Source organism: Rothia sp. HMSC065D02, from assembly GCF_001815285.1.
Taxonomy (GTDB): Bacteria; Actinomycetota; Actinomycetes; order Actinomycetales; family Micrococcaceae; genus Rothia; species Rothia dentocariosa.
This window is the reverse complement of record NZ_KV820092.1, coordinates 502,803-519,365: the sequence shown is the minus strand read 5'-3', so window position 1 is coordinate 519,365 and position 16,563 is coordinate 502,803. Positions and strand designations below refer to the sequence as shown.

The 16,563-nt window shown below is 51.1% G+C and carries 12 protein-coding genes; all 12 read right to left on the bottom strand.

The genetic code is table 11. The annotated features are described in order from the left end of the window. Positions 1–75: 75 nt before the first annotated feature. The 12 genes from HMPREF3016_RS09685 to HMPREF3016_RS09630 all read right to left on the bottom strand — a co-directional run bounded on the left by HMPREF3016_RS09685 (position 76) and on the right by HMPREF3016_RS09630 (position 16,550). On the bottom strand, positions 76–2,172 hold the full coding sequence (locus HMPREF3016_RS09685; RefSeq protein ID WP_070450255.1) for a WYL domain-containing transcriptional regulator: 2,097 nt from the start codon (positions 2,170–2,172) through the stop codon (positions 76–78). A 98-nt stretch (positions 2,173–2,270) separates the two neighbouring features. Then, positions 2,271–2,666, bottom strand: coding sequence for an FKBP-type peptidyl-prolyl cis-trans isomerase (locus HMPREF3016_RS09680; RefSeq protein ID WP_070741887.1), 396 nt, complete (start codon positions 2,664–2,666; stop codon positions 2,271–2,273). Positions 2,667–2,739: 73 nt separating this feature from the next. Further along, positions 2,740–3,861 (bottom strand): FKBP-type peptidyl-prolyl cis-trans isomerase, encoded by a 1,122-nt coding sequence (locus HMPREF3016_RS09675; RefSeq protein WP_048754044.1) that lies wholly within the window; start codon positions 3,859–3,861, stop codon positions 2,740–2,742. 204 nt (positions 3,862–4,065) lie between these two features. Beyond that, a complete protein-coding gene (gene pafA, locus HMPREF3016_RS09670; protein ID WP_048754043.1) occupies positions 4,066–5,526 on the bottom strand; it encodes a Pup--protein ligase in 1,461 nt (486 codons plus the stop codon). Between the two features lie 48 nt (positions 5,527–5,574). Further along, on the bottom strand, positions 5,575–5,775 hold the full coding sequence (locus tag HMPREF3016_RS09665) for a ubiquitin-like protein Pup (RefSeq protein ID WP_004004684.1): 201 nt from the start codon (positions 5,773–5,775) through the stop codon (positions 5,575–5,577). Positions 5,776–5,783: 8 nt separating this feature from the next. Next, positions 5,784–7,502 (bottom strand): depupylase/deamidase Dop, encoded by a 1,719-nt coding sequence (gene dop, locus HMPREF3016_RS09660; RefSeq protein ID WP_070741884.1) that lies wholly within the window; start codon positions 7,500–7,502, stop codon positions 5,784–5,786. A gap of 21 nt (positions 7,503–7,523) precedes the next feature. Then, complete coding sequence (arc, locus tag HMPREF3016_RS09655) at positions 7,524–9,182, bottom strand: proteasome ATPase (RefSeq protein WP_141757720.1); 1,659 nt, start codon at positions 9,180–9,182, stop codon at positions 7,524–7,526. Positions 9,183–9,456: 274 nt separating this feature from the next. Further along, positions 9,457–10,512, bottom strand: coding sequence for a tRNA (adenine-N1)-methyltransferase (locus HMPREF3016_RS09650; RefSeq protein WP_070741881.1), 1,056 nt, complete (start codon positions 10,510–10,512; stop codon positions 9,457–9,459). A gap of 123 nt (positions 10,513–10,635) precedes the next feature. Further along, positions 10,636–11,952, bottom strand: a complete 1,317-nt coding sequence (gene mshC / locus HMPREF3016_RS09645; RefSeq protein WP_070450270.1) for a cysteine--1-D-myo-inosityl 2-amino-2-deoxy-alpha-D-glucopyranoside ligase — start codon at positions 11,950–11,952, stop codon at positions 10,636–10,638. A gap of 95 nt (positions 11,953–12,047) precedes the next feature. After that, positions 12,048–12,881: an undecaprenyl-diphosphate phosphatase gene (locus HMPREF3016_RS09640; RefSeq protein WP_172884759.1), complete on the bottom strand. Its 834-nt coding sequence runs from the start codon at positions 12,879–12,881 to the stop codon at positions 12,048–12,050. A gap of 136 nt (positions 12,882–13,017) precedes the next feature. Then, positions 13,018–14,775: a 2-isopropylmalate synthase gene (leuA, locus tag HMPREF3016_RS09635; RefSeq protein ID WP_070627804.1), complete on the bottom strand. Its 1,758-nt coding sequence runs from the start codon at positions 14,773–14,775 to the stop codon at positions 13,018–13,020. 344 nt (positions 14,776–15,119) lie between these two features. After that, on the bottom strand, positions 15,120–16,550 hold the full coding sequence (locus HMPREF3016_RS09630; RefSeq protein WP_013399089.1) for an LCP family protein: 1,431 nt from the start codon (positions 16,548–16,550) through the stop codon (positions 15,120–15,122). Between the last annotated feature and the right edge of the window lie 13 nt (positions 16,551–16,563).

Genomic DNA, 16,563 nt, shown 5'->3' with positions numbered 1-16,563 from the left:
CCACCACGGCATAGGAATTATTATACAAGGTTGTTATTCTACTTATAGATGTCTGGGCGTGTCTTTCGCAGATATCTATGCTAGAAGCGACATCAGACGATCTTTAAGTAGAGACCGTACAGGTTCTGGCTCAAGAATCTCTAGAGCACCTCCATACGCTACAACGAAATGCAATATTTGCTCAAGACCTGCCTCGCTTTCACCAGGATAGTAGTGCAGCTCATGGTAAATCAAGGGCGTTTCAGGTTTAGAAGGCTGGGATCGTGAAACGTGAGTACTCCGCCGTTTCAAAGCACGGATAGTACTCTCTCGCCGCTCTGTTCTGAGACTTTCAACGTGGATTTTGACTCGAACATAAGGGTGTTCTGTATTTGTCTGTTGCTGCCGAGACCAAAGATGCGGGGTGTTGGGAATCTTAGCGGCGACGGCCTGATGGCTTTTACCGCCAAGCCGCGCATTTCTAATGCGGTCAAAAGCAAAATTTCGCCAGGCATTAGAATCGGCAGCTTCACGCCACAGCCCATGCAGATAAAAACGATTATTTTCAAAGATCAGTGAGCAAGTATCAACGGTGCGCTGCACCCCTGCATAGTCAAAAATAAGGGTTCGTTTCTGAGAGACTGCCCGATGTATTAAAGGAATAAGATGGTGTTCAGGAGCGAAAATTAGGCTTCCGCGCAAGCGCTCAGCATCCTTTGGGTAGCTCACCAACAGCAGCTCACGAATTTTGGAAACGCGTGCATCGTCTGGGTAGAGAACCTCAGCAGCTGACATCGAAAAGAAGAGCATGGCACGCTCTAAAGCTGACAGAGGAACGCCCTGATAAATCAGATCGTCACATGAATAGGTTAGCTCGGCGTATAGTTCACGACCCTGACGAGGCGGAAAGACTATAGGGACTGCAAGATCCAACTCTGCAGCTCCATAGTCCTCGCATACGTCGGTAAAATCACTGACAAGGTTGCTTTTAGACTTGCCGTTATCCACTTGTAGAAGTGAAGTCGCTGGTTTAAAAGGAACGCCCCCTTCGAACCAAGCCGCATCGTCTTGGCTTAGACGATGTAGTACCAAGAGCATGTCAATAAAACGGTCTGTATCATCATCGCGTTCACGGCGAGAATTTTTACGCCATGCTTCGGGCAAAACAGCCTTGTGATGATGGGTAGAAAGCAAACGTTCCACCAGGTTGTGCTGAGCTCGGTATGCATCCCGGGCCCGTTGAAGGTCTTTGCCCGAAAAATCTGCGGACGATTTTGGGACCAGTATTTTCAATCCGCGTGCGGTGGCTTTCACCGCAGTTTCTCGAACACCATATGAGTCAAGAAGCAGCTGCTCATGTGAATCTAAAGACAAGGCGGGCACGGTACGGGCATAGCCCTGAAGGTTTTCAGAAAGCATAGTTTGAAAATCAAACGTTTCACCAGGCCGAACAAAACTTTCTTGCTGCTGTTGACTACCGTTGATGCGCATACTCTGAATGCGCTCAAAACGGTGAATATACGCACGATTCGGTTCTTCCTCCGGAGCCTCAGAACCCTCGCGAGAGGGATAGTGCGCCGCAAAATACCAATTGCCGTAACGATACCCTATCCCCCACACGGACAGATTCTCGCTATGGCGAGTATTGAAGTCCCCATAGTCCATATCAATGGTTTTATGCTCGCTAAAGGCACTAAAAATCTCTTCTAGATGGGAATCATCACTTAGACGTATACGCTGGAGCGGTTCCTCTAGTTCCTCTAAACGTATAGAAGCTGAGAGCGTGGGAACGCTAAGAACGATCTTACGCATCATACGATGTGCAGAGCTCTCAAGCTCGGTACCTTCCCAGGCACGGCACAGGCTCATGAGAAATTGTGCGTCCTCTAACGTAAGTTCCCAATCAAGAAGCGGATTAGGGGCCGGAGTATACACATAGTAGCTTTTGCCGTCACGTTCAACATGCTTAAACGTGATACCAGCATCACGCAAACAGTCCTTTGCACGCTCAAACTTTTTAGCGATGGTCTCAGCTTTTCGTTTATTCCCCGAGCCAAAGATGGTGTATTCGTCTAAACCGTATACTTCTAAAAACTCTGCGCGAGAAATACCGCGCCGCGAGCTATTGCATAGCCGATGATAAATCCTAATCAACGATGAACTAGACGAAACATCTCGCGCTTTTGTTGCCATACATCCATCATACGGGGATATATAAAACCTTAAACAACTCAGGGGCTGCTGTATTCATACCCGTAAATTACGACAGCAGCCCCAAAGTTTAAGATTTTCTAGCTAACGTCTACCAAATCCACTACAAAGATCAGGGATTCACCAGGTTTAATGACCGATCCTGCGCCGCGGTCACCGTAGGCCATGCTTGCAGGAATTTCGAGGCGACGCCGACCGCCAACCTTCATGCCTAACAGTCCTTCATCCCAACCGCGGATAACCTGCCCCACGCCAACCTGGAACGGAAGCGGCTCGCCGCGGTTCCAGGAAGCATCGAATTCCTCACCAGTGGAAAAAGCAACACCTACATAGTGCGCCAAGACACGAGAACCGGGAACAGCCTCAGCCCCCTTACCTTCGATAAGATCTTGGATAACAAGTTCGGTCGGGGCATCGCCCTCGGGAAAATAAATTTCCGGCTTTTCTCGATCAAGCTTACGCTGGCCAAAAGACATAATATGTTTCCTTTTCTCTCAAGTGCCCTACCGAAGACGGGTACAGCGCTTATCGGCAGAGCTCGAATAGAATTTACTGTTTGGTGGGATCAGCCGTAGGCGCCAAGCTAGAGGGGATAGCTGTGGGGGAAGCTGAAGAAGACTCCTTGGTCTGCTGAGAAGGCTGCGCTGAAGCGTGGGCTGGGCTCATGGGAACAGTCGCTAAGATATCGACAACAAATACTAGGGTTCCCTTGGGTCCACCATTCTGTCCCTCTTCCCCATAAGCAAGTTCAGCAGGAACAACAAGCTCAACTCGAGAACCTACTTTCTTACCCTTTAAGCCCTGTTTCCAACCCTTAATAACTCCGTTAAGCTGGAAATTTGCGACCTGTTTATCGTAGTTCCCATCAAAGACCTTACCATCAGACCACTGAGCGCCAATATAACGCACATACACTGCATCGTTCTCATTGACTTCGGCACCGGTACCAGTAATCAAATCTTGAGCAACAAGCTCATGCGGAGCCTCTCCCCTATCATCTGCGAACTTCAGCTCTGCCTTACCCGTAGTCTCATTCAGAGAGAAGGCAGGAAGCTTCGGATTGGGAGTTTGCTCAGTACCCTGAGCATATTTAGGAAGATCCTTTTCTGTGGGAAGCTTCCGAGCTACGGTATAAACCTCAAGATTGGTTGGTGCACCAGCTTCGACAGTTGGTCGTACTGAGGAAGCAGACTGCTGTTGCTGCTGCTCGTGGGACACGTTCGTACTATATACAAAAGAACCACCAACCTTCATCTTCTTCATAACTTCGTAAATAGTGGGTTGTATCGTTTTTAATCGACCAACTTGAATGGGTATAGATTGCTCATTTTCGTTATAAGAACTGCCTACCAACGAACCATTTTCACCATTAAAAATTGAAGCATTGACGAGAACAGTATCGCTATCCTGAAGGGAGTCACCTGTACCTTCATCCAGTACCCTGGCAACTTCCCGATCTGTAGAAAAAGGTGTAGAAAAAGATACAGCGGGAACCTGAGTTCCGCCCTTAAGATCTACCTGTACTTTGTCAAGTGCTTCTGAGCTACTCACAGTGTTTTCACTAGTAGAAGCGGACGGCGAAGATTCGTTTTGACCCGAGTCACCAGCGCCGCAAGCGCTTAGCAACATCGAAAGAGTGAGTACTGAAGCAGCCAAGGCTTTTTTCGACACAAAGGTTCCTTCCCTAGGTTTTCTTTATTTCGGAGTTGAACGTTTAAGATACGCCGAAATTATGTGATGCTCTATAACTCAATATTAAACGGGCGAAAACCCGACAAATACAACGGTGTAGAGCAAATCAATAAGAACATAAAACATACGTAAAGTATCAAACCCTAGAATAAAAAGCTAGTTGTAGAACCATATTGTGGAACATTACACCAAAGGCGGAACGGACTGAGGCGGGTTCTTATGGCGAAGCATCTCAAGAACCTTTGTGAGTTCGGAGCTCTCCGTCTGAAAAGGATCTTTAAATACTAGGGTGTGCTGTGGGTATGCGTTGAGTTTAAGGTGTACCCAATCTACGGTAGACTGTTCCCCCGCATTTTTAGCCGCCTCTACAAACTGTGAACGTAGGCGTGCGCGGGTTGCCGGAGGCTCCTGCATCGCGCGCTGTGCGGCATCAGGCGGGAGGATAGTTGTGATGGCTCCACGCCGGACTAGAGCATGGTAAACCCCGCGGTGGGGGTCAATATCATGGTAAGCAAGATCAAGCTGTTGGATGCGAGCGCTTGCATAGTCTGTCGGAGTTCCAGCCGCGTTGCTACGGGCGATGTATGCGTCTAGGAGTTTCTTTTTGATAGCCCAGTCGATTTCGGTGTCAATACTGCTGTAGTCACCAGTTTCGATGGCGTCGAGGGTGCGCTGCCAGAGGTCTAGTGCGTAATCGACGCGATGGTGGTGGGCCCCGTATTGCGTGATGTATTGGCGGGCGGCGTCGAGGTAGTGCTTTTGAACGCTTAGAGCTGTGTAGCGTTGTCCGTCTGTGGTTTCAAAAGCTGCGGTTCCGGTGAGGTCGTGGCTGATGGTGCGTAGAGCTTGCGGAACCGATGCGAGTTCTAAGCTGGTAACAGGAAATCGGTCTTCGAGCATGCGTAGCACAAGGTCGGTGCTGATTATTTTGAGCAGTACCGTGGGTTCCGCCATATTGGAGTCGCCGTTGATGACATGCATACGGCGGTATCGTGAGGCATCGGCGTGGGGTTCATCGCGGGTGTTAATGAGGGGTCGGGTGCGGGAGGTTGAGGTGCTTGCTGCTTCCCAGATATGGTCTGCTCGCTGTGAGAACGAGTATGAAGGTATGCCTGTAGTGGCTTGTGGATCTGTTGAACCTTGTAGGGGCCCTCCGTTGGGGTGGGTTTTCCCTGCGCCTACAAGGATTTGGCGGGTGACGAGGAATGGTACGAGTTGTTTAACGAGGGTAGGAAATTCGAGTTTGCGGCTAATGAGGTAGTTTTCGTGGCTGCCGTATGAATTGCCGGCGGAGTCTACATTGTTTTTGAAAAGGTAGATCGTGCCGTTGAGAGGACGATCGTGGTGTGTGCTCAATTGCTCTTGGGCTTGTTGCGCTAGTTGAGCGAAGAGGAGCTCGCCCGCGCGTTCTTGGGCGAGGAGTTCGTCGATGGTGGCGCATTCGGCGGTGGCATATTCAGGGTGTGAACCTACATCGAGGTAGAGCCGTCCACCGTTGGGCAGGAAAACGTTAGTAGAGCGCCATTCATCAAGGACGGGCTTGAAGAGCGCTGCAGCTGTTTCTTCGACGCTGAGCCGTCCTAGCCCCTGGGGTACGTAGCTAAGTCCGAATTCGCTTTCTATGCCAAATATGCGTTGTTCCATGGTGTGTTTCTAGTAAGGGGACGAAAGTGCTTTGAGCAAGTCTTTGAGTTACTGACCGCCCTTTTGGACGAATCCGGTGACGAATTCTTCGGCGTTTTCGGCGAGCAGCCCGTCGATTTCGTCGAGGATATCGTCGACTTCGCTTATGTCATGTACAACGGTCGTGTCTTGTTGGGTGAGGGATTCCTCCTGTTCAGTGAGTTCTTCGTGGTACTGGAGCTCTGAAGCGTGGATGCGTTCACGTGACATGTTTTCTCCTAAAGGTCTTTATGGGGTGTCGTGTTCTGTTGGAGGAGTTGAAGCAGTTCGTCGGAGTGGGTAACTCGTGGTAAGAGCGGGTCTACTTCAGATTGAGTGTAGCGTGTGGGCTCAGGCATGACGAGTCGGGTAAGTTCGTGGGAGTAACGCCCTCGGCAAGATACGGTATCCCAGTTGATACCAATGATTTCATCGGGCCATCGGCTCATCAGGGTTCCTCGGAGATAAGCACGGGTGTCTGATGGTGGGGTGTGGGCGGCGTCTTCAATGTCTTGAGGTGTGAAGAGGGTGCACATCCGACCACGCGCTACGAGGCGGTGGTAAAGACCCCGTGTAGGATCTATATCTGCATAGTGTATGTCAAGGGCTTTGAGCTTTGCATCGGTATAGGGAACACCTTTGGCCACATAGCTGCTGACGAGCGCATATTTAGCGACCCAGTCGAGACGATCTGCAAGTGCGAGAGGATTTGTTTCTAGAGCATCGAGTGTTTCTTCCCAGAGGGCGAGTATTTGTTGGGTGTCGTTATCGACTCCGGTGGGGTTCTCTTGTTCGTGGCTTTTACAGGCGTTGAGGTATGCGCGTTGAATTTCTAGAGCTGTGGCGAATTTGGTGGTGCTGTCAGAATCTTCTGTGAGCGGGAGCTGAGCACTGAGTGATAGGTCGTGGCTGGTGGTGTGTAACGCTGTTACTGGGTCGGCGAGGTGTAGGTTTGGGGCGCGTCCGGATTCTATGAGGTTTAGTACTAGAGTGGCTGTGCCGAATTTAAGGAGGTTTGAATAGTGGGAAAGGTTGGCGTCTGCAGGGATGACGTGCAGACGACGGTAGCGCTCGGAGTTGGCGTGGGGTTCATCGCGGGTGTTAACGATGGGCCGTCGAATAGTTGTTTCGAGCCCGACAGGGCGTTCAAAGAAGTCGGCTCGTGAGCTGATTTGGAATCCTGGAATTTCGCCGTTAACACCTATGCCTACGCGGCCTGCCCCGGTATAGATGATGCGTGTTGCAAAGAAGGTTAGGAGCGTGCTGGCAACGTCTTCGAAAGGGATATCGCGGCTGATGAGGTAGTTTTCGTGTGCACCGTAGGATTGTCCCTTGGAATCGGTGTTGTTTTTGTAGAGCTTGATGGCGGGTAGGTTGTCGTTGCTGTGCTGCGCTACTTCTGTGATGGAATCGTAGGCTATTTTGTCGCCCGCAGCATCGTAAAGTACTGCTTGGAGCGGGGTGAGTACTTCGGGAGATGAGTATTCGGGATGGGCGTGGTCGACGTAGAGTCGGGCGCCGTTGGCGAGCATGGCGTTCATGGTGACTCGGTCCCAGTCGAGGCGTTCCGGATAGCCTCCTCGTCCGTGGATGAGCTCTTGGGATCCGTCAATTCCTGCTTCTCGTAGGGCTTCAAGCGCTATATCTTCGCTTGTGAGTTCTCGACGGGTGTGTGTGAGCTGTGAGGAGTGTGCCTCTTGTTCTTTGACGGTGTGTCCGAAGGCATCAGTGAGCGGAGACTCAGATTCTGTAGACCAGTACGTGCGCTGTGCTTCTTGCGCGTTATCCTCAATGGTCCGGCGTAGAGATTCTGTGCGCTTCGCTTCCAGTTTTTCGTACGTATTGACCACGATAGCGGAGAGTATCGTGGGGTTTGTGCCAGGGGCATCCGGGGATATGACACCGTATTCGGTTTCTGCTCCCATGATGCGGTGAATACCGTAGACGGGCTGGAACATGAGGTTACTTTCTTGGAACGATTAAGGTGTAGTGGCGGTATGTGGCGGCGTGATGGAAAGAAGCCTTCCTCGTACTCCGCGTACGGTGAGCGCATCTTCAACATCAGGTAGGGGCGGCAGCTCAACTTGATCTTCAAATTCTGCGCGAACCGCTTCGAGAAGATGCCGTGTGGTAATACCTTCTGGTTGGGGTTCATGGGCAATACCGGTGGGAGGTGAGCTTGTGTAGCTGAGGTGTTCCTTGATGGCATACTTTTTAGCGCGATCCACAATGTTGCGGATAACGGCGCCAGAGACAAAGTCACCGCGATATAGGGTCTCTTCGTGCAGGCGGGAATTATCTGCCGTGTTAATACCCTGGTCCAAAGTTGCTGCTACATAGGCGTTAGCGGAAGTACGAGCATAAAGCTGCGCGACGGCAGCAGAGATCATGGCTGCTAGCGTCGCCTCTGCCGAACCGTGCTTGGCGACTTCGTGGGGATCTAGAGGCAGATCGTCCGTGAGATATAGCCCGAAAATCTCGGTAGCTCCAGAGGCATCTGGACGGTTAATACGGATTTTCAGGTCGAGGCGCCCTGGGCGCATAACTGCAGCGTCAATGAGGTCTTCACGGTTTGTGGCGCCGATGACGATAACGTTCTGTAAGGATTCAACGCCGTCGATTTCAGCAAGAAGCTGTGGAACGATGGTGGTTTCTATATCTGAAGAACGCCCCGTGCCACGGGTACGGAATAGTGACTCCATTTCGTCGAAGAACACAACGACTGGGTGACCAGCTTGGGCTTTTTCCCGCGCCGCCACGAAAATATCACGGATCTGCCGTTCGGTCTCTCCCACGAATTTATCGAGGAGCTCTGGGCCTTTGATATTAAGGAAATAACCGCGAGTATTTGTACCTGGGTTTAACGCGGCAGCACGCGCCGCCAGTGAGTTTGCCACAGCTTTGGCAATCATGGTCTTACCGTTTCCGGGCGGTCCGTAGAGCAATATACCTTTGGGCGGTGCCAAATGGTAACGCTCGAAAATCTCTGGGTGCAGATAAGGCAGCTCAACGGCATCACGAATCTGCTCAATTTGCGCTCCGAGGCCACCAATATCTTCGTAAGAAATATCCGGAATCTCTTCGAGAACGAGTTCTTGAGAGCGGCTTGCCGGAACTATCCCGGTAACCATCCGGATGCGGCTATCTAGGGTAACTGCATCGCCTGTGCGCAGAGTGCCGGCATCAAGCTCCCCTGAGACACGGGCAACTTGCTGAGCACCAGAAGCAGTATCGATGAGCACTTTCTGGGGACTCAGAACCTCACGAATCGTCACAACGTCCCCATAGGATTCATATCCAAGGGATAGAACAGCTTCAGACTGTTCATTGAGGAGCACCGTCATACCCGGTGCCAAGTTTTTACGGTCCAAAAGCGGGGAGAGCGGAATACGCATAAGACGTCCCCCAACCTGAACGTCAAGGTAATCTTCAACTTCAGCGGGGCTCTTATCGTCAACAGCCTGCGCATAGGTCATACGCTGTCCCGTACTGACCGCAAGAATAATTCCTGAATTCAACGGGGGCATGATCTCTTGCGCTAGTGAAGCCCGTAGCCGCTCAATCTCATATTTGAAGTGAGTAAGTGCCTCAACCAATTTACGATTTTTCTCAGAAGCGGCTCGTAACTGCCGGTTCATATTAGTGCGAGTCGACTCAGCAGCACTTACACGCCTCAGTAAAGCCTCATACTCTTGGGGGCTTACAGCGCGAGAAGAAGGAATCGGATTCTGGCTCTGAGCTGCAGAATAATGCGGCGCGGGGCTTGGCTGACGAGCCGACGACTTGGGATCTGAAGACGATTCCCGAGACGGATTTATATGTTCAGGCGTCAAATCCTTTTCCTCTCATCAGCAAACTTGTCATAGACGGTGTTTTTTGTCCACCGCTGCGGGCCAGAAATATTGGTCAAGCCTACTCGGGTTTATCTAAACCATTGGGCATAGAAGTTTCTTCCTGAGATTCAGCTACAGCCACCCGATGGGCATGCACTGCATGCTCCGCAAGATTTTTAGCGTCCCGTAGGGCACGGCGCACCTTCTTATCAGTAACCTCTCGCTCCCCCACATTCATCGGAATCCAGGCATTCATATCATCATCGGTGAAGTCGTTTTTAGAAGCCCGACGCTTCGGAGAAAGACGAACTGCACCATCTGCAAGGCGCCGGACTACGATCAGAAAAGCTGTATGCGCAACCATCCGGTGATCTGGACGAACCGCTAACCCCTCAACATGCCAGCCGCGTACCATAGTTTCATCGCACTCAGGCTCTGTAAAACGACCATCCGCACGCAGCCCTTCCACCAGCCGAGACATTTGGGTTACCGTTGCCACATAACAAATTAACACCCCACCCGGTGCAAGAGCCTGCGCAACAGCATCCAAACATTCCCAAGGCGCAAGCATATCAAGTACCACACGATCGACACTGCCGGGCTGCTCAACTTCGGGAAGTCTCTCTTGGAGATCGCCAATGCTCAGCTTCCACGCTGGATGCGTTCCCCCGAACATAGTCTCAATATTTGCACGCGCGACCTCAGCGAATTCTTCGCGACGTTCAAAAGAATGCACACAGCCATCATCGCCTACAGCTCGCAATAAAGCGATAGAAAGAGCACCGGAACCAACACCGGCTTCGACAACACGAGCCCCCGGAAAAATATCGGCCTTCACAATAATCTGAGCGGCATCTTTGGGGTACACCACGGCAGCACCACGCGGCATAGACAACACAAAATCTTTGTACAGAGGGCGCAGCGCCTGATAAAGAAAACCGTGAGTGTTCTCAATAACAGTTCCTTCAGGCGCACCGATGAGTTCATCGTGTTTGAGGAACCCTCGATGTGAATGGTACTCCCCACCTTGCTGCAGAGTGATGGTGGTGATGCGACCACGCTCGTCGGTTAATTGCACGCGCTCGCCGGGGCGGAATGAACCACGGCGGTTAATGGCACCGGTGGGAGTGGTCATATGCTGTGTGTCTCCTTGTCACGTAGTTTATTTCTATTCTACCGGTTCTATGGATAAACAAAGGTTCCCATATCAAGACTCAAAGCTTAGTACGGGAACCAGTCGTTCATAGTAGAACCTGTTTTAGAGCACAACTCCTAGGCGTGCTGAGAGCGTGTCTCGAATAAGTTCTCCGCCGCCACAAGGCTCAGCGTTACCATCGCGCACCTGCTCAAGAGCCGAAATAGCCCAAGCGTCAAGTGCCATGAGCGCACCTGATGTTTTCAGATCATTCGCCAGATACTCCCGTACCTTCTCTAGCGCCTGTTCAGCCGCAGATGAATCAGTACCGTTAGCGCTTTCAACCGCCTGACGGTAAAGATCTAGGCGAGCCTGAGCCTTCTTAAGATCCTCATCAGTCCAGAACCAATCTTCACGGTAGTGGTGATCCATAATAGTGAGTCGGATCGTATTGGGGTCAACACCCGCTGCACGAAGTTTAGAAACCAGCACGAGGTTACCGCGGGATTTACTCATCTTATGACCATCAAGTCCCACCATCCCAGTGTGCGCATAGTGCAAAGCATGTGGGCGGTTCGAGACGGCCCATGAATGTCCGGCGCCCAAATCATGGTGCGGGAATTTTAGATCGGAACCACCTGCTTGAACCGTCAGCGGACCATCTATAAATTTACGAGCAATCATCGTGCATTCAATATGCCAGCCGGGACGGCCCTCCCCTAGAGAGCCTGCATCCCACGAAGGCTCACCTTCACGCTTAATACGCCACAAAAGCGGGTCTAAAGGGTCACGCTTGCCCGAACGCTCAGGGTCTCCCCCACGTTCAGAGAAAATATCGAGCATCTCATCGCGGCTCATGTGGCTGACTTCGCCAGGAGTCCAGGAATATCCGTCCTCATTCTGTGGAAGTGCCTGTACCGCCTTTAGATCAAGATAGATATCACCGCCGGGGTGCTGCACACCCTTTTCATCGACATACCCCGCCACACGATACGCCAGGGAACGTTCAACAAGATCCTCAATCACCGGGAAAAGCCATTGAATGGATTCAACGACGCCCACATAATGATCAGGCGGAAGCACATGAAGCGCCTCCATATCGGTCCTGAAAAGTTCAGTCTGCTCTTCGGCAAGTTCTTGCCAATCAACGCCAGTAGCAGTGGCACGCTCTAATAGTGGGTCGTCCACATCAGTCACATTTTGTACATAAGTGACAGTTACCCCGGCATCACGCCAGGCACGATTGAGCACATCAAAAGCAACATAGGTTGAAGCATGGCCCATATGCGTTGCATCGTACGGGGTTATCCCGCAGACATACAACCCTGCGTGTTGGGGCTCTTGAAGCTGAACCACAGTGCCCGTCGAAGTATCAAAGATCTGCGGTAGTGGTGCCGACCCCGGCAGAGACGGAACTGTGGGCGTATCCCAAGCTCGCATAGGGCTTCCTTTCAACGACCAAAAATCTACCTACAAGCATACCCGCCCAGCTCAACCTAGCGGACGGGTATAACATGGTGAACGCTCAAAGCGTACTACGACGTAATAAAGCCTGTACCCAGGCCTACGAAAATTAGCGTGCCCAGAATAATGCGGTACCACACGAAAATACTGTATGACCGAGTCGATACGTACTTGAGGAACCAACCGATGATCAAATAACCAACGACAAAAGCAATCACAGTTGCGATGAGCGTGGAGAGCAAACCGTAATACTCTAGGTGTTCTTGACCGATAACCACTTTACTGGCCTTATAAAGCCCAGACATATACACAGCAGGCATCGCCAGCAGGAATGAGTAGCGGGCTGCAGCCTCACGAGTGTATCCCATGAACAAGCCAGCCATAATGGTGCCGCCCGAGCGAGAAACACCTGGGATAAGAGCTAAGGATTGTGCCAAACCATAGACTAGACCATGATTCATATTGAGGTCTTTAAGCTCTCGTTGTTCCTTACCGAAACGATCGGCCACCGCAAGGAAGACAGCAAAAACGATCAGAAGCGCCCCGACAATCCACAAAGACCTGAACGAGGTGTCGATGTAGTCTTCCAAGAGGAAACCCAGAACACCAATGGGGATTGAACCAATAATAATGAGCCATCCCATACGTGCATCAGGGTCATCTCGCTTGACTTTACCGGTGAGCGAACCGAACCAGGCACGAATAATACGCACAATATCACGCCAGAAAAAGACTAGAACCGCCGTCTCAGTCCCCAACTGGGTAATAGCGGTAAAAGCGGCACCAGGATCAACATTTTCGGGCAACAGTTGACCGACAATGCGCAAATGGGCAGACGACGAGATCGGAAGGAACTCGGTAAGGCCCTGTACGAAACCTAGAATAATTGCTTGAATATACTCCACGATAATCAAGAATACCGTACCTGATAACGCATGTCTGGGTTTGTGAACCGTCGTCCTCACGCGTTCCCTAACAAACAGCAGGGTTCTAGCAGCACATGTACCACTAGAACCCCGTGTTTACAGGCAGGATTTACCTTTAGATGGATGATGAATGCGCTTCATCACGCAACGCACGGTTCACAGCTGAAACCATAGCCTTCAGCGCTGCACGAGTGGTCGAGTCATCCACCCCGATGCCCCAAAGCACACGCGCATCAATAGCAACCTCAATATAGCAGGCAGCGTTTGCGGTTGAACTGGAGGACATGGTGTGTTCAGAATAATCGAGCACACGCAGATCTACGCCTTCGTCACGAAGAATACTCTGAAGCGCATCCACGGGACCAGTTCCCGTACCGGTACGGGTAAAGAGATGACCATCAATATTCAGCCCTACGCGAAGGGATGTCGAGCCCGTGTCAGCAGACTCAATATTGATCGACTCAATACGATACTTACCCCAACGAGGCTGATCATCAGGAGCAGGCAAGTATTCATCCGTGAAAATATTCCACAGATTTTGCGAGGTCATCTCGCCGCCGTCGGCATCAGTACGAGCCTGCACAATCTGTGAGAACTCAACCTGGGCACGCTTGGGCAAATCCAGGCCGTAATCCTTCTTCAGCAGATATGCAACACCGCCCTTACCAGACTGCGAATTCACGCGGATAATGGCTTCATAGGTGCGTCCCAAATCTCGTGGATCGATAGGAAGGTACGGAACTTCCCAGAAAACCTCGTCCACAGTCTTACCCTGCTCGGCCGCACTAGTTTCAAGAGCTTCAAAACCCTTCTTGATAGCGTCTTGATGCGAGCCAGAGAAAGCGGTAAACACCAGATCGCCGCCATAGGGGGAACGCTCATGAACCGGCATCTGGTTACAATATTCAACGGTTTTGCGGATTTCATCAATATTAGAGAAATCAATCTGAGGATCGATCCCCTGGGTATAGAGATTCAAGCCCAGAGTAACCAGATCGACATTACCGGTGCGCTCCCCATTGCCGAAAAGACACCCCTCAATGCGGTCAGCACCCGCCAAATATCCTAATTCGGCGGCGGCAACACCCGTACCACGGTCGTTATGGGGGTGTAGGGACAAAACGATGTGGTCACGGTTATTGAGATGACGGTTCATCCATTCCACAGAGTCTGCGTAAACATTAGGCGTTGCCATCTCAACGGTAGCAGGCAGGTTTACGATGAGCTCGCGACCATTGACGCCGACCTCAAGCTCATCTGCGACGGCATTACATACGCGCGCCGCATACTCAAGTTCGGTCCCCGTAAAAGATTCCGGCGAGTACTCATACAGAACCTTGGTATCCGTAATCATTTGCTCTTCGTATTTCTTACACAGGCGTGCACCCTGCAGAGCAATATCCAAGATACCGTCTTCATCTTGACGGAATACTACGCGGCGCTGCAGCACAGAAGTTGAATTATAAAAATGAACAATGGCTCGAGGAGCGCCTTCGATGGCTTCAAAGGTACGAGCAATCAGATGCTCTCGTGCCTGTACCAAAACCTGAATGGTGACATCTTCCGGAATATGTCCGTCTTCTACCAGAGTGCGCACAAAATCAAAATCAGTTTGTGAAGCTGAGGGAAAACCAACCTCAATTTCTTTGTACCCCATACGAACGAGTAAATCGAACATCGCCAGTTTGCGTTTTGTGTCCATGGGATCGACCAATGCTTGGTTGCCGTCACGCAAATCAACTGCACACCAACGTGGCGCTTGAGTAGCTACATGTGAAGGCCAAGTACGATCCGGCAGATCGACTTTAATCTGCTCGTGAAAAGGACGATACTTATGTACTGGCATGGACGAAGGCTGCTGGAAGTTTTGCATACTAAATTCCTTGAGAATCGTGCCTTGAAATTAGGCTCATAAACGGGTGTGATAAATCGCGAAAATGCGCCGCACAAAATACCCGGAACGGGTGCGGAAATAACTAAGCCCCGTTCCGGCGAATAAGGAGAAGCAGATGCGAAACTGCACAGTCGCCGAGAGTCTTCATATCTCAACGCTACCACGAGACAGAAGAGGAGCTATTTCCCAACACTCCTCTCGTCCATCATATGGAATAGAAATTTTCCAAGACGTACCTGCTGAAGCAGAAGCGGGAGGTGCCGCCTAAGGTTTAAAACCTTAGGCGGCACCTCCCGTAAAGTAGGCGTCAAAGCCTTACTACATTAGTAAGCAAATGCATGCTGGCAGGTGGCCTGATCAGCAGTCTGACCGGCAGCTCCACCCGCGATCTGCGAATCTTGTTTCTCCATCGCATCGCCACTGGGGAAATCGGTGCCGATGGTAAGCGTTACGCCGGTAACCTGAGCGTTCGGCTCTACCCGCGTGATATTCATCTTTGCAGCAATTTCGCGCGCCTCAGCTTCGTAACCCTCGCCATAAGAAATTGTGGTGGTAGAAACAGATTCGGCAGTACTTGCCGGGGTTACACTTGTGTATCCAAGATTACCGATGATACGAGCAAGGGCTGCAGCACGACCGTCAATGCCCGTAGCGTTATACACGGTGATAGGTATCGACTTATCAAGCTGTGCAGGTGCATTATCGCCTTGCTTAGCTTCTTCAACCTTCAACGACTTATCATCACGAAGGCGCTGGAACACCGACTGCGCCTCAGAGGTAAGCTGCAGGCGGTTGGGATCTTGGTTCCACGGCTCGGTTGGAATAGTTGCAAAAACCACCTCGGACAGGTCGATGCCGCCAATGGTCGCACCGATACCGGCAATCTCGTTGGGATTGCCCAAATCATCATCAACCGTGACGTTCTGGGTGATAGCCTCCGCAATATTCAAAAGTTTATTTGGATTATCGAGTGTTCCCTCTGCCTTGACCTTACGAAGCAGAGCTGACAAGAACCCCTGTTGAGCTTGAATACGACCAATATCAGAGCCATCACCAAAGCCGTGGCGTGAACGTAGGAATGCAAGCGCCTGCTCTCCCTCGACCTTCGAGTTGCCAGCGGGTAGATTCAATCCGCTGTACTCGTCGTTGACGGGGTTATCTACACAGACTTCGACGCCGCCTACTACGCGAGAGAGTTCTTTAACAGCATTGAAATCTACCAGCATGAAGTGGTCAATGTGTACGCCCGTGAGTTTGCTGATAGTAGCTGCCGTACATCCCGGACCGCCGCGTGCCAATGATTCATTGATTTGTATATCATCCTCAGCTTCATAGGCTTTATTAGTCTTGGGGTCGGTGCATTTTGGGATCGAAACCACCAAGTCACGAGGAAAGGACAGCACATTTACGTTCTTACGATCTGCGCTGATCTGCAGGAGCATCATCACATCGGAACGAGCTTCTGAGTTGCGGTCATCATCGTTCCCGTAGGCGCCATTATTACCTTTACGGGTATCCGATCCGATAATCAGAATGTCGAGTGCACCATTCTCAACTGCACCCGTAAAGTCACTAATATTCAGCGGCTCAGTATGCAAGTTTGCGCGCAGACGTAGCAGAATAGCTCCGCCGAAGCCCATGAGGACAACCAACATGCAGACGCTCAAGAGCGCAATCCACTTGTTACGCGCCGACTTCATGATGCCGTGGCGCATATGGCGACCACTACTCTTCATAGAAGGTGCCTGAGGCATACCAACTCTCTTT

What these genes read in the sequence shown, in the direction of transcription:
- HMPREF3016_RS09685 (WP_070450255.1), bottom strand. Translation starts at nt 2,172, where the DNA reads ATGGCAACAAAAGCGCGAGATGTTTCGTCTAGTTCATCGTTGATTAGG.
- HMPREF3016_RS09680 (WP_070741887.1), bottom strand. Translation starts at nt 2,666, where the DNA reads ATGTCTTTTGGCCAGCGTAAGCTTGATCGAGAAAAGCCGGAAATTTAT.
- pafA (WP_048754043.1), bottom strand. Translation starts at nt 5,526, where the DNA reads ATGGAACAACGCATATTTGGCATAGAAAGCGAATTCGGACTTAGCTAC.
- HMPREF3016_RS09665 (WP_004004684.1), bottom strand. Translation starts at nt 5,775, where the DNA reads ATGTCACGTGAACGCATCCACGCTTCAGAGCTCCAGTACCACGAAGAA.
- dop (WP_070741884.1), bottom strand. Translation starts at nt 7,502, where the DNA reads ATGTTCCAGCCCGTCTACGGTATTCACCGCATCATGGGAGCAGAAACC.
- arc (WP_141757720.1), bottom strand. Translation starts at nt 9,182, where the DNA reads ATGAACCGGCAGTTACGAGCCGCTTCTGAGAAAAATCGTAAATTGGTT.
- HMPREF3016_RS09650 (WP_070741881.1), bottom strand. Translation starts at nt 10,512, where the DNA reads ATGACCACTCCCACCGGTGCCATTAACCGCCGTGGTTCATTCCGCCCC.
- mshC (WP_070450270.1), bottom strand. Translation starts at nt 11,952, where the DNA reads ATGCGAGCTTGGGATACGCCCACAGTTCCGTCTCTGCCGGGGTCGGCA.
- leuA (WP_070627804.1), bottom strand. Translation starts at nt 14,775, where the DNA reads ATGCAAAACTTCCAGCAGCCTTCGTCCATGCCAGTACATAAGTATCGT.
- HMPREF3016_RS09630 (WP_013399089.1), bottom strand. Translation starts at nt 16,550, where the DNA reads ATGCCTCAGGCACCTTCTATGAAGAGTAGTGGTCGCCATATGCGCCAC.